Source organism: Gluconobacter oxydans DSM 3504 (assembly GCF_000583855.1).
Taxonomy (GTDB): domain Bacteria; phylum Pseudomonadota; class Alphaproteobacteria; order Acetobacterales; family Acetobacteraceae; genus Gluconobacter; species Gluconobacter oxydans.
Genome location: NZ_CP004373.1, coordinates 1,129,993 through 1,143,048, shown reverse-complemented (window position 1 = coordinate 1,143,048; position 13,056 = coordinate 1,129,993). Strand labels below are relative to the sequence as shown.

The following is a 13,056-nucleotide window of genomic DNA, read 5'->3' as shown; positions in this document are numbered from 1 at the left end:
TCAGGCCGCTGCGCCGGTCAGGTCCCTGTCGTCACGGGCTGGAGCAGAAGAACAGAGACGACGGTGGATGGCTTCCAGTTCGGCGCCCCCTTCGAGACGGGGGGCACAGTACCGGGGCGCCCGGTCTGGCAGATCAGGGTAAAGGGTTCTGTACTCTTCGGCATTGTGGAACATGCCACGGGATCCGTCGTCGAGAAAACTTTCGGATGGCGCGCCTTCTGCCAGCAGAAGATCATGGTTTTCAAGTTCGACGTGAATGTAGCGAATCGTCTCCGGCCGTTCGATCTGGATAATCGATGTACCGTTCACGAGATGAAGAGCGGGGACCAGGAACCCGTCGATGAACATGGCATGCAGGGGGGAAATCATCAGGTCCCGCCGGGGCAGTCCTTCCGCCAGGGCGCCGGCCCGGATCAGGATCGGCAGGATGTCCCGGTTGCCATAGGCGAAGAGGGGATCATAGGCGCGGCGCCCGATCCAGTGCACCGGGCGGACCTGGCCACTCGCGGTCAGGACGGGGTCGCCGATTTCCAGATCCTCGACCGGCCGCTCGCCTTGCGGGGTCGCGATCAGGGTGCCCGGACAGTAACACGGCGTACCGAATCCCATTTCGAGGTAATTTCCGGCGGCAGCCTGGGTAAAATAGAGCGGAGAGGTAAAATCTCCCTGAACGGCGATATCCTTGACCATGGTCGTTCCGGAAAAGACTTCCAGTCTCCCGGTAACACCGTCCTCATCAGGGATGACAGTCGCACTGACTGTTCCCCCTGTGGCGCTGATATCGGTAAAAATAAGGGCTGCGGATGTCTGGACCGTAATGGGGCTTTCCAGGGATACGCCAGAATCGAGTTGCAGAACCCCGCCGCTGCTGACCGAGATATCGGACAGGATGGCGCCACTATGGGCGATCACCATGCCGCCATTGGATACCGTGGCATTCCGGACCGTGCCGTCAACCACAAGCAGGCCATCGGACTGAACGGTTACATTCTCGCTCGTCCCTTCCACATCCTGCTCTGCCTGGAGGTGGAGTGTCTCATAGCGCCAAGACGTAATGTCGTCCGCGAGGTAGAAAAGTGCGGATGAACCCTGAAGAACTGTATCAGTCGCGGAGCCGCCGGCTTCGATTGTTGAAAGGGCGTCACCCCCCACATGAACATCGCTGACATACCCGCCGTTTTCGACCGTCTGATAAGCTTTCAGTTCCTCAACATAATAGCGCCCACCGGCACCGGGAGTGGTATCCACCGCTGATCCCTGAATGGTCGTGTCAAAGGCGCTGCCCCCATTTTGAACGATCTGGTTGGCAGGAGCGTCCAGCGGCGTCCAGCCATTAGCTTGATAATAGAATTCGGACAGGATCTGGGTGTGATCCGCGACGCCACCGGATTGTACGATCTGGGTGCCTGTCGTTGTAGGAAGAAATGAGCCGTAGTGCTGGCTATCCTCATAGCCGTGCACGACCGTATCGACTGCCGAGCCGAGCACATATTGCGTCACGCCATTGAGGGTCAGTCCCGAGACCGTGGCACCCGCGACAACGGTGATGGAGCCATCTGCCCCGGTTTCAGTTCCGGACGAGGTCTGTGAAGACGTTGAGGACATGGCGCGTGCATTCCTTGTCGGGAAAGGACAATACTCACGCCGCGTCCGCTGCGACCGGATGTCCGGATTTCAAGACTGTTGCTGTGGCAACCATAAACAGTCCGGTCCGGGAGATGTTGCAAATAAATCGTTAAAAACGCTTAGTACAAATGGATAGGAACCAAGCGTCATCCACTGTCGTTTACTTTAGTTTTGTTCCGGATATTCACGATTCTGTTTTTTCCGTGAACAGTCCGACCAGATCCGTCAGATGTCCGATCTCACGCAGTTTCAGTCCAGCGGGCGGCTTGACCCGCGCGGATGCTGCTGAAACGCGCCGGGGCAGAATCGCCTCGCCGAAGCCCAGCTTGGCCACTTCCTTCAGACGCAGATCGGACTGATTGACCTGCCTGATCTCGCCGGACAGGCCAACCTCGCCGAAATAGGCGGCGTTGGGGGATGTGGGAGTGCCCGTCGCAGCCGAGACAAGTGCCGCCGCCACAGCCATGTCAGCCGCAGGTTCGTTCACGCGCAGGCCGCCGGCGATGTTGAGATAGACATCCATATTGGCGAGTTTGAGGCCGCAGCGGGAGTCCAGAACGGCCAGCAGCATGTTCAGCCGCGAGGTGTCCCAGCCCACGACCGCACGGCGTGGCGCGCCATCGCCTGCCTTTGGTGACAGCAGGGCCTGGATTTCCAGCAGGACAGGGCGCGTCCCTTCCAGCCCCGCAAACACGGCTGATCCGGCAATATTGCCGCGTCGCTCCGCGAGGAACAGCGCGGACGGGTTGGGGACTTCGGTCAGGCCGATATCGGTCATGGCAAAGACGCCGATCTCGTCCGTTGCGCCAAATCGGTTTTTGGCGGCGCGCAGAATGCGGAACTGGTGCCCGCGGTCGCCTTCGAAATACATGACGGCATCGACCATGTGTTCCAGTACGCGTGGCCCGGCGAGGGACCCTTCCTTCGTGACATGTCCGATCAGAATCAACGCAAAGCCCAGCGTCTTGGCCAGACGGATCAGCTCGAATGCACTGGCCCGGACCTGTGAGACCGAACCCGGTGAGCTTTCCACACTTTCCAGCCACATTGTCTGGATGGAGTCGATCACCACGACCGTATGGGCCCGGTCCTGCTCAAGCGATCCGACGATCTCGCCGACATTGATGGAGGCTGCGAGATCCAGCGAGTCCAGCATTTTCGGGTCGCGGTCCAGACCCAGCCGCTGGGCACGGATGCGGATCTGGTCCACCGATTCTTCGCCCGAGACATACAGGACACGATGCCCGGACCGCGCCAGCGCGCAGGTCGTCTGGAGCATGAGCGTGGACTTGCCGATGCCTGGATCGCCGCCAACCAGCACGACGGAAGCCGGGACAAGACCGCCGCCCAGAACGCGGTCCAGTTCGGCAATGCTGGTCGTGATGCGCGGGGGCGGGCGGGTTTCGCCATCCAGCCGGACCGTCTGGAGACGTCCCGCGCTCAGTTTGCCAGTCTTGCGGGCCGTGGGCTCAACCGTTTCCTCGACCAGCGTGTTCCACTCGCCGCAGGCTTCGCACTTCCCATTCCATTTCGGATAGGTGGCGCCACAGTTCTGGCAGACGTAACGGGTAGTCGGCTTTTTGGCCAAGACGGATCTCTTCGGACTGAGGGGAACAAAGCCAGTATATAGGGAGTGCCGCGCTACTGATCCAGCCGGGGCTTTGCCCCGGCCCCCACCAAAGGTCGCGACCTTTGGAAACCTTCAGAATCAGGGTGCAGGGATCACGATCCCTGCCGGGCCTGGGCAGAGCCCGGACGCTTACTTGTCGGTCCGCAGGATCAGGCGTGCCAGAAGGCGGGACACCATGATGATCAGCAGAAAGCCCAAAAGCTGGATCAGCATGTTCGGATGGGCCGGTGGGTTGCGGAACATGATGAACAGCAGGGGCAGCGCGATCAGATAGCTCAGCCCGATGCGCTTCCAGATGACGGGATCGGTTTTGGGGAAGCGGGGCAGCAGGCTCATTTGCGCAGTTCCATGGTGATGGGGCCTTCGCGTCGGCCATGGGTGAACTGATCGACCATGGCATTGCCGGAATGCATGAGTTCGGACGCCTCGCCCTGCCAGATCAGCCGCCCGTGATAGAGCATGGCCGCGCGGTTTCCGATCCGCTGGGCCGAGGCCATGTCATGGGTGATCGCAATGGCCGTGGAGCCGAGCTTCTGTACGCAGTCCACGATCAGCCCGTCGATCACAGCCCCCATGATCGGGTCCAGCCCGGTCGTGGGTTCGTCGAAGAACATGATGTTGGGATTGCCCGCAATTGCGCGCGCCAGACCAACGCGCTTCTGCATGCCGCCCGAAAGTTCGGAGGGGCTGAGATCGCCGACGGACGGGTCCAGTCCGACCTGTTTGAGCAGGTCCCCGGCCATTTGCAGGGCCTGGGCGCGGGATGGGGTGGCGCCATTGCGGTCTGAATGTTTGGCGCGGATGCCGAAAGCGACGTTCTCGCCGACGCTCATGCTGTCGAACAGGGCCGCATTCTGGAAGAGCATGCCGATCTGTCGGCGCAGGGCGTCCTGCCGCGAACGGGAAGCCGTCAGGAGGTTTTCACCGTCGATCTCGATCGTGCCGGCGTCGGGTTCGATCAGGCCGAGGATGCAGCGCAGCAGGACGGATTTACCGGAGCCGGAACCGCCGATGATGACCATGGACGTCCCGGTCTCGACATCAAGGTCCACGCCATCGAGCACGATCTTGGAACCGAAGGCCTTGTGCAGGCCACGGATGCGGATCTTGGGCGTGCTTACGGGGGGAATGCTCATTGTGAGAAGAACAGGTCCGTCAGGAGATAATCGAACAGCAGCAGCAGGATGGAGGCGCCCACAACGGCAGCCGTTGTGGCAGAGCCCACGCCTTCCGCGCCGCCCCGGCTGTTATAGCCGTTGTAGCAGCCCAGCAGCGCGATCAGGAATCCGAACACCGCCGCCTTCACCAGCCCCACGACGACATCCATGGTCTTGAGTGAGTCCAGCGTGGCCGTAATGTAGGTCGAGGGCGAGAAGCCGAGCTTGGCGACCGAAACCGTGAAGCCGCCCATCACGCCCAGAATGTCGGCCACCAGCACGAGGCAGGGCAGTGCGAGCGTTCCGGCCAGCAGGCGCGGCGTCACGAGATATTTCATCGGGTTGGTGGAAAGCGTGGTGAGCGCGTCGATCTGGTCGGTTACGCGCATGGTGCCGATCTGCGCGGACATGGCCGCACCCACACGCCCGGCGACCATCAGGCCGGCCAGAACAGGCCCGAGCTCGCGCGTCACGGCGAGGACGACGATCCCGGCAATGGCGCTCTGAACATGATACTGTCCGAAGCCTACATAGGACTGGAGCGCGATGACGGCGCCGGAGAACAGGGCGGTCAGGGCCACGACGGGTAGGGAAAAGAATCCCGTCTCGATCAGGCTGGAAAAGAAGATGCGCCAGTAAAAGGGCGGTCGCACCAGATGCGACAGAGCCTCCAGCGCGAACAGGGCGAGAGCACCTGCCTGCTTGATAAGGCCGAGAGCGGCACGGCCAAGGGCCGCTATGGGGTCAAGAACGGCATTCACCCTTCAGCCCCTACCCTGCCAGCATCCGGACGTCAAAGTTTCCGTTGTTTTGGCCCCGTGTTCAGCAGGGTTCAGGCGCGGCGTCCATCAGCCCGTTCCAGGTCCCGGAACTGCCGCTCCAGACTGAAATCGGGCGATGTGACGAACTGCTCCATCAGGCCGAGCCGGCGCTCCATCCGGACCAGCCGGTCCTGAAGCCGTGCCAACGGATGACCTGGCGGGACGGAACGGGAGAAATCCTCGGCCGGTTCCGGCTGCTGGCGGCGGAAGCCCGTCACGGCATCCCGCATTACGGCCGTGGCGGTGGCAGCCGGAGTGTCCCGCCAGGCGGCGCGGTGCAGGGACCAGCTTCGCACGCCCTCGGCATATCCCGCAGCAGCTTTGTCCAGCGTGCTCCTGAACGGCAGGACGCCCGTCCGGCGATAGCGCCGGAAGAGACGCACGGCCCAGACGATCAGGGCAATTTTCAGCAGAAGGCCGATCAGTCCGTGGCCGCCGGAGTGATGCCGGGGATGGGCAGGGGCTTCGGAATCCACATCCGAATTCCCGAGCTGGATATGGAAGCTGTTAAAGACCTTTCGTGCCGTATCGGACAGGATCGCGGACGGATCGGGTGTGGTTGAGGTCGTGATCCGTGCGCCCGAGCTTTCGGTCACGGAGATCGTGCCGGAGCCGAGGGGGCGCTTCTTCAGCGTCTCGCTCACCTTCTGAAGCGTGATGTCACCGCTGCCCATGAGCGTCACATCCGCATCCCGCGTGCGGGTGTTCAGCACGATGTCAGCCGAGCCATAATCCCGGACCGTCAGGACATCCGTATCGCCCGGGCCGATCCGGATGTCGCCCGAGGACATGGCCGTCAGGTTCACACTGGCGGCGGCGATACTGTCGATATGCAGGTCACCGCTGGCAAGGTTCTGTACGGTCAGCCGACCCGTGACGTGCCGGACCGAGACCGTCCCCGAACCTTCCATGTTCAGGGTCAGGCCCGCGGCCTGATCGACCTCCAGATCGCCCCGCCCTGTGACGGCCGTCACCTCACCGTTGACGCCGCTGATGCGATACGTCGTCATGTTGTTTCGGGGAGACAGGATCTCGATACCGGTCTGAGCCGGGACCATGACGACGGCATTGTCCTGCGTTGAGCAGTCCCGTGCAGATGTCGTGAAGGTCAGCCGGTCGCCGTGTTTTTTCAGGCGGCCGCTTCCCGAAACGATATGGGCGTCTTCTCCACCCACGACGGACAGGCGGTCCAGGCATGTTGCGGGGATCACCAGCGTGCCGGAAGCAGCTAGGGGAGCTTCCAGTGAAGGCGGCGCGGGAGGAGCCGGTGGGGCCGGAGGCATGACCGCCGGCTCTGCGCAGGCCGTTCCCGGAAGGGCTGCGATGCCGCATCCCAGAAGCGCGATCAGGGCAAGACGCGCAGGCAGAGGCTGGCGCATGTCTTAGTCTCCCTGTGAGCCGTTTCCGGCAGCCGGCGGCGTGACCGTTGCGGGGTTTGCCGGTGTTGGAGTGACTGGTGGCGGGGGTGCAGGTGCCGGGGTGGTGGGAGCCGGCGTGCTTTCCGGCACGGGCGTGACGGTCGGCTTGGCGGGCGTTTTGCTGTCCTGTGGTGCAGGGGCGGCAGGAGCGGCAGGCGACGTCTGGGGCGCGGTTGGCGCTGCGGTCTGCGGTGCCGCGACCGGTGTGGATGCACTGGCGGATGTCGAAGGCGTTGCAGGCGCTTCCGTAGCGGGCGCGGTTGCGGCCGGGGGTGTTGTTGTAACCGGTGTACTGTCCGGCTGCGCGGCTTTCGCGGAAGGCGTGACGCTGGGGGCCTGCGGTACGGTCGGGCTTTCAGGTACGGATGGCGCCGTCGGTGCGGGAACCGGAGCTGGCGCCGGCACGACCGGTGCCGGGACGGTTGCGGCCGCTTCCGTACCCGTTGCGGGAGCCTGAACCGGAGTGGACGGCTGGGGGGCAGGTGTCGCGGGGACAGGCAGCGGGGCGGGGGGCGGCGGTGTCGGGCGGTAGATCACGCCGTTCTGCGCACCGACGCGTACGGTACCTTTGCCCGAGCGCACCATCGGTCCGGAAACCGCTTCGATATTGACCTCGCCCGTCCCGTTGGCCGCGACGGTCGCGACAGTCGCATGACCCAGAATGGTGGCGCTGGCCTGATCGGCCGTCACCAGCGTCAGGGCATCAATGCTGCTGCCGGAAAGGGTCATGGCCGCATTCTGCGTCAGCTGCGCCGAAAGGGCTGTGAGCTGGACGGTGTCGGCCGTCAGGGTCGAGGCTCCCGACGCCACGATCTGCGCCGCGCGTTCCAGGGACTTGATATGGACGCTGGAGGCGCCCTGCATGTTCAGGTCCAGCGACTGCGTGTCCTCGATGTCCATGGTCGTGGAATCGAGGCTGGCGTCGAGCGAGGCGAGCTTTCCCGTGATGACGAAATGCGTGTCGTGGCTGTCATGGATGGTCAGGCCGGTGTTCGGGGAAATGCTGATCGTCAGCTTTCCATTCGGCGCGCAGGCTTTTGTGGCGATGGAAATGCGGCTCTGCGCCTCTTCCTTGCCGGTGTGCATCGCGACCTGGGCCATGCTGCTCGAATCAAGGGTCGCCCCGTCCTTCATGGCGGGATCGACCACGACCCTGACCTGTCCGGTGCAGGGAACGGACAGGTCCAGGTCTTCTCCGGACAGGGTCATCCGTGCGGCATGGGCCGCAGGCGCCAGCAGGGCCACGCCCGCCAGCAGGGCCAGAAGCGCCGGGCGGGGGCCGGAAAAGAAGACGGGGCGGCGTGTCATCGTGCGTTCCTTGCTCTCCAGCCCGGGATATCCTCGTCGAGGATGCGTTCGAGCTGGTCGATCCTTTCTTCCAGACGCGTAGCATGGGCTTCGGCCTGTGTCAGGGCGACCTGAAGCATGGGATCGGGCCGACTGGTCGACTTATCTTTTGCGATGGATTTTATCGCGCCAACGACGAGGGCGACCATTGGCAGGCCAAAGATAAGCAGAATGGCGAGTGTGTCGTTATTCATTCCGGAGTTCCAGTGGCGGATGAATGATCAGCCTGCATTTTTCTTTTCGGCAACACGGCGCTTGAGGGCCTCGAACTCGTTTTCCACGACCGCATCGGTTTCGAGGGCTGCGAGTTCCTCCTGAAGCGACGGCCTGCCGGTGCGGCGTCCCAGATCATACGCCTCCGCCTTGCCTTCGAGTTCATCAAGAGCGCGTTCCACCTGATCGAAACGGTTCAGGGTGTCGTCGATGCGCGTGTCATAGAGCTTCTCGCGGGTTTTCAGACGGCCCTGTGCGGTCCGTGCGCGGATGGAGAGCGCTTTTTCGCGGGATTTGGCATCCGCAAGCTTGGCCTGGAGCTTGGAGATGTCGTCGTTCTGCTGGTCCAGCCCGTCGGAAATCTGGGCGATCTGCTGCTCCAGCGCCTCGCGGGACTGTTCGACGCTGTGACGGGCAGCAAGGGCGGCCTTGGCCAGATCGTCACGACCGCGTTCGATGGCAAGGCCGGCCTTGCGGTGCCACTCGTCTTCCTCATGCATCATGGTGCGGACGCGGCGTTCAAGCTGCTTGCGCTCGGCGATCGTACGGACGGCCTGACTACGGACCTCGACCAGCGTGTCTTCCATTTCCTGGATGACCAGGCGGATCATTTTCTGTGGGTCCTCGGCGGTGGCGAGAATCGCATTGAGATTGGAGTTCACGATATCGGCGAGGCGAGAGAAAATACCCATGATGCTTTCCTTCCTGTTGGAGAGACTTAGGACAGAATGCCTGCCCTTGTCAGCGATGCTGTTTTGAGGGTGTTATGAACTGAAGACCGGAACAGGGGCGTGAGAGACCAGAAAATGGCGAGAAGCACCGATATGGACGAGGTGCCGACCCCGATCGGGCGGGCTCCGGCATTTCTGGAGATGCTGGATCAGGTCTCCCGACTTGCGCCCCTGAAGCGGCCGGTTCTCGTGATCGGCGAGCGCGGGAGAGCTGGTGGCTGCGCGTCTGGCTCTGCTGTCGGACCGCTGGGACCGGCCGCTGGTGAAGCTCAACTGCGCGGCTCTCCCTGAAGCGCTGCTGGACAGCGAACTGTTCGGCCATGAGGCGGGTGCCTTTACGGGCGCGCAGAAGCGCCGCCTGTCGCGTTTTGAACGGGCGGATGGCGGCACGATGTTTCTCGATGAGATCGGCACTGCGTCGCAGGCCGTGCAGGAAAAGCTGCTGCGGGTGATCGAATATGGCAGTTTCGAGCGCGTGGGCGGCAGCGAGACCATTCGCGTGGATGTGCGGCTGATCGGGGCCACCAATGCCGATCTGCCGGCCATGGCGCGGGAGGGGCGCTTCCGGGCGGATCTGCTGGACCGGCTGGCCTTCGATGTCGTGAACATTCCGCCGCTGCGCGCCCGTCCCGAGGATATTCCGCTGCTGGCCGGGCATTTCGCCACCCGCATGAGCGCGGAACTGGGACGGAAGGTTTTCGCGGGCTTTACGGACCGGGCGCTGGCGCGCCTGCAGGCTTATGACTGGCCGGGCAATGTGCGCGAGTTGCGCAACGTGGTCGAGCGCAGCGTCTATCGGATGGATCGCCCCGAAAAGGCTCTGGACGAGATCGTGCTGGACCCGTTCGTGACGCCGGACTGGCAAAGCATGGCCGCGCCGGCTGCTGGTCCTATGGGGAGCGTAAGCATAGGCGAGGCGCTGACATTTCCCCGGGACTTCGGGGCGGATGTCCGGGCGCATGAACGCAGCCTTCTGGAAGCCGCCCTGCGCGAGGCGCAGTTCAGCCAGCGGCGCGCGGCCGAACTGCTCGGCCTGACCTACTATCAGTTCCGCCATCATCTGCGGCTGCACGGTCTGGCGGACAAGGAAGCCCGCAAGGCGCTGGGTGCAAAAGGGTGAGAGCATGTCCATGAAATCCCATGATGCATGAACCGTGCCAGATGGCGTTCAGAGGGATTTTCAGGCTGTCGAACCGGCTTTTTGCAGAAGCTATAATGGCGGAGTGGGCCATTATGTGGGGCGGGGCGCCATTTCGCCTGAGGGTGTCGGGACTGCGCCAGCGTTGACAGGTTTTTAACCGGCTTCCTATAGCCTTTCCCGCGGGCGCGTTCCGGCGTTTGTGTTTTCCGGGTCTGTCGCGTCAGGCTCCTGTCCAGAGATCGAGGTTCCGTGCCAGAAATTTTCCGCAAACGTCAGGCGGCCCTGCGGCGCGGCATTGATTTCAGTCAGGCCCGCTGCCTGGAAATCGGGGCGCTGACGACGCCGGTCCTGACGCGGGAAGAGTGTCACGTCCTTTATGCGGACCGGGTCGATACGGAAGGGCTGCTGCGTCAGTTTGCCTGGGACCCGGGCGTGACCCGTGACAATCTGGCTCCGGTAGATGTCGTCTGGCTCGATCGTCCCCTGAAAGAGTGCGTGGACGGGCTGTTTGATCTGGTCGTAGCGTCGCATGTGGGCGAGCATGTTCCGGATCTGATCGGCTGGCTGGCCGAGGCGTCCGAAGTGCTGTCGGCGGAGGGCGAAATCCGCCTGATGCTGCCCGATGCCCGTTTTTCCTTCGATGCGCTGCGACCGCCGACCCGCCTGGCGGATCTGCTGGTCGCCTGGATGCAGAAGCGGCGCACGCCGGATGCGCGTGACATTCTCGATTTCGCGCTGAACAAGGTGCGCGATTCCGAGGTGCGCTGTCAGGATTTTTACGAGGGGGTGAGTGCGCCCGGTGACATGACGGCGCAATTTTCCTTTGAAGAGGCGCTGGACTGGGTGCGTCCTGCGCTGTCCGATCCGTCACATTATGTGGATGTGCATTGCTGGGTGTTCACGCCGCGGTATCTTGCGGAACTGATGATCCCTCTGGCGCGGAACAATGTTCTGGATCTGGCGTGCGCGGGGTTTGAGGATACGGCGCCGCCGGGGTTTGAATTCGGGGTGTTTTTCCGGGTTGAGCCGGATGTTCGCCGGCGTGTGGAAAGCTGGGAGCGTATGGCGCGTGAGGCGGCGGATCCGCTTCCAGGGTCTGCGGCGGCGCGGCAGAAGGAAGTGGAACCGGCAGAAGAGTCTCGTGTTTTACAGGACGAACCCCCTCTGGACGGTTCGCACTGGCGGGAGCGTTTGCGGGGTCTTCCGGGAATGACGCGGCTGCGGCAGTCCGCGGCCTGGCGATATACTGCGCCTGTGCGACGGAGATTGCGCTGAAAAACGTGCGCTCAACGTGATATAATCACGAAACAAAAAAGTTATATCAAATAAAATAGTTTATTTTTGCGGATGATGCGCCTATGTCTCGGGGCGTGCCACGCAGGTGGCATGACTGATCTGGACACAGGTAGGTGCAGCGCATGCCTCTCTCACGGACGGAATTGGATCATCTCCGCCAGATCCCCGAAGACCGGGTGCTGGGGGAGACTCTGGATCTGCTGCGGGGACGCGTGGCTGTGATTTCGTCTTTCGGGGCGGAGTCGGCAGTTCTGCTGGATCTTGTGGCGCAGGCTGACCCTTCGGTTCCGGTGTTTTTCCTGGATACGAAGCGGCATTTTCCCGAAACGCTGGAATACCGTGACAGACTGTCCCGCAGGCTGGGGCTTTCGGATGTCCGGACCCTGTCTCCTACGCCGCAAGCACTGCATGACCGTGATCCACAGGATCAGCTCGCGGATTTCGACCCGGATGCGTGCTGTGCGCTGCGCAAGGTCGAGCCGCTGGATCTGGTGCTTCCGGATTTCGATGTCTGGATCACGGGGCGCAAGCGCAGCCAGTCCGCGACGCGGGCGGCGCTGCCGCTGGTTGATCCGCAGCCCGATGGCAGCGTGAAGCTCAACCCGCTGGCGGGCTGGGGCCCCGAGAAAATCGAGGCGCAGATGCAGCGCCGGGACCTGCCACGGCACCCTCTGGTTGCAAAAGGTTACACCTCGATCGGTTGTGCTCCATGCACAAGGGCGGTCAAGGATGGTGAAGATGGACGGGCGGGCCGCTGGGCCGGTCTGGCCAAGACGGAATGCGGCATTCACAGGCCGGCATGACTACGGAGCGGATAATGACGCAAACACGGATCCTGTCCCGGGATCAGTCCACCACCGGTTTGGCACAGCCGCGTATCATGGATGATCTGGACCAGCTTGAGGCCCAGAGCATTTTCATCCTGCGCGAGGCCTATCGCAAGCTGAAGCCCCTGTCCCTGCTGTGGTCGCTGGGCAAGGACAGCAACGTGATGGTCTGGCTGGCGCGCAAGGCGTTCATGGGGCATGTCCCGTTCCCGGTCATGCATGTCGATACCGAGAAGAAATTCCCGGAAATGTATGCCTTCCGCGACGAATATACGAAGAAGTGGAACCTGGACCTGCTGTTGGGCTACTGCCCGCCGGTTGAGGAAATCGACCCGTCCCTGCCGCCGGCTGCGCGCTCTGCCGCGCGCAAAACGGCCGGTCTGGCTGCGATGATCGACAAGCACAAGTTCCGGGGCGTTATTGCCGGTATCCGTCGTGACGAGCAGGCGACCCGTGCGAAAGAGCGTGTGTTCAGCCCGCGTGGTGCCGGGCATCGCTGGGACGTGCGCAACCAGCCGCCGGAGTTCTGGGACCAGTATGCCACGCCGTATGAAGACGGCATGCATATCCGCGTCCATCCGCTGCTGGCGTGGCGGGAGATCGACATCTGGCGCTATATCGAGCGCGAGGGCATTCCGCTGGTGGATCTGTATTTCGCCAAAGACGGCAAGCGTTACCGCTCGCTGGGCGATCAGGACATCACCAACCCCATCGAGAGCAATGCCTCCACCGTGGCGGAAGTGATTGCCGAACTGGAAACCAGCCGGACATCCGAGCGCGCCGGTCGTGCAATGGATCATGAGTCCGAGGACGTGTTCGAGCGTCTGCGTGTAGCGGGATATCTGTGAA

Annotated in this window: 14 protein-coding genes; 5 read left to right on the top strand and 9 right to left on the bottom strand. The window is 62.8% G+C overall.

The genetic code is table 11. The features are described from left to right. The 9 genes from GLS_RS05135 to pspA form a co-directional block, all read right to left on the bottom strand. Positions 1-1,605 (bottom strand): Hint domain-containing protein, encoded by a 1,605-nt coding sequence (locus tag GLS_RS05135; RefSeq protein WP_080691897.1) that lies wholly within the window; start codon positions 1,603-1,605, stop codon positions 1-3. A 205-nt stretch (positions 1,606-1,810) separates the two neighbouring features. Beyond that, positions 1,811-3,214 carry a DNA repair protein RadA gene (gene radA, locus GLS_RS05130; protein ID WP_041111468.1) on the bottom strand — a complete coding sequence of 468 codons (1,404 nt, stop codon included), beginning with the start codon at positions 3,212-3,214 and terminating at the stop codon, positions 1,811-1,813. A 171-nt stretch (positions 3,215-3,385) separates the two neighbouring features. After that, entirely contained in the window at positions 3,386-3,592 is a 207-nt protein-coding gene (locus GLS_RS05125) for a hypothetical protein (RefSeq protein WP_034953917.1), read from the bottom strand. Beyond that, a complete protein-coding gene (locus tag GLS_RS05120; protein ID WP_041111467.1) occupies positions 3,589-4,392 on the bottom strand; it encodes an ABC transporter ATP-binding protein in 804 nt (267 codons plus the stop codon). Before GLS_RS05120 ends, GLS_RS05125 begins: the two co-directional genes overlap by 4 nt. Next, a complete protein-coding gene (locus GLS_RS05115) occupies positions 4,389-5,174 on the bottom strand; it encodes an MlaE family ABC transporter permease (RefSeq protein WP_011252502.1) in 786 nt (261 codons plus the stop codon). Before GLS_RS05115 ends, GLS_RS05120 begins: the two co-directional genes overlap by 4 nt. A gap of 71 nt (positions 5,175-5,245) precedes the next feature. After that, positions 5,246-6,613, bottom strand: coding sequence for a GIN domain-containing protein (locus tag GLS_RS05110; protein WP_041111466.1), 1,368 nt, complete (start codon positions 6,611-6,613; stop codon positions 5,246-5,248). Between the two features lie 3 nt (positions 6,614-6,616). Further along, positions 6,617-7,960, bottom strand: coding sequence for a hypothetical protein (locus tag GLS_RS05105; protein ID WP_041111465.1), 1,344 nt, complete (start codon positions 7,958-7,960; stop codon positions 6,617-6,619). After that, complete coding sequence (gene pspB, locus GLS_RS05100; RefSeq protein ID WP_041111464.1) at positions 7,957-8,193, bottom strand: envelope stress response membrane protein PspB; 237 nt, start codon at positions 8,191-8,193, stop codon at positions 7,957-7,959. The genes GLS_RS05105 and pspB overlap by 4 nt, the downstream gene beginning before the upstream one ends. 27 nt (positions 8,194-8,220) lie before the next feature. Beyond that, entirely contained in the window at positions 8,221-8,904 is a 684-nt protein-coding gene (gene pspA / locus GLS_RS05095; RefSeq protein WP_041111463.1) for a phage shock protein PspA, read from the bottom strand. Between the two features lie 99 nt (positions 8,905-9,003). Between pspA and GLS_RS13635 the strand changes: the two genes are divergently transcribed. The 5 genes from GLS_RS13635 to cysD all read left to right on the top strand — a co-directional run bounded on the left by GLS_RS13635 (position 9,004) and on the right by cysD (position 13,055). Then, positions 9,004-9,234, top strand: coding sequence for a hypothetical protein (locus GLS_RS13635; protein ID WP_456303657.1), 231 nt, complete (start codon positions 9,004-9,006; stop codon positions 9,232-9,234). Beyond that, the gene (locus GLS_RS05090) at positions 9,158-10,063 is read left to right on the top strand and encodes a sigma 54-interacting transcriptional regulator (protein WP_456303656.1); all 906 of its coding nucleotides are present in this window, start codon (positions 9,158-9,160) and stop codon (positions 10,061-10,063) included. The genes GLS_RS13635 and GLS_RS05090 overlap by 77 nt, the downstream gene beginning before the upstream one ends. A 270-nt stretch (positions 10,064-10,333) precedes the next feature. Then, the gene (locus GLS_RS05085; RefSeq protein ID WP_052327472.1) at positions 10,334-11,359 is read left to right on the top strand and encodes a class I SAM-dependent methyltransferase; all 1,026 of its coding nucleotides are present in this window, start codon (positions 10,334-10,336) and stop codon (positions 11,357-11,359) included. 143 nt (positions 11,360-11,502) lie between these two features. Then, the gene (locus GLS_RS05080) at positions 11,503-12,183 is read left to right on the top strand and encodes a phosphoadenylyl-sulfate reductase (protein WP_011252495.1); all 681 of its coding nucleotides are present in this window, start codon (positions 11,503-11,505) and stop codon (positions 12,181-12,183) included. 77 nt (positions 12,184-12,260) lie between these two features. Then, a complete protein-coding gene (gene cysD, locus GLS_RS05075) occupies positions 12,261-13,055 on the top strand; it encodes a sulfate adenylyltransferase subunit CysD (protein WP_024716878.1) in 795 nt (264 codons plus the stop codon). Position 13,056 lies beyond the last annotated feature (1 nt).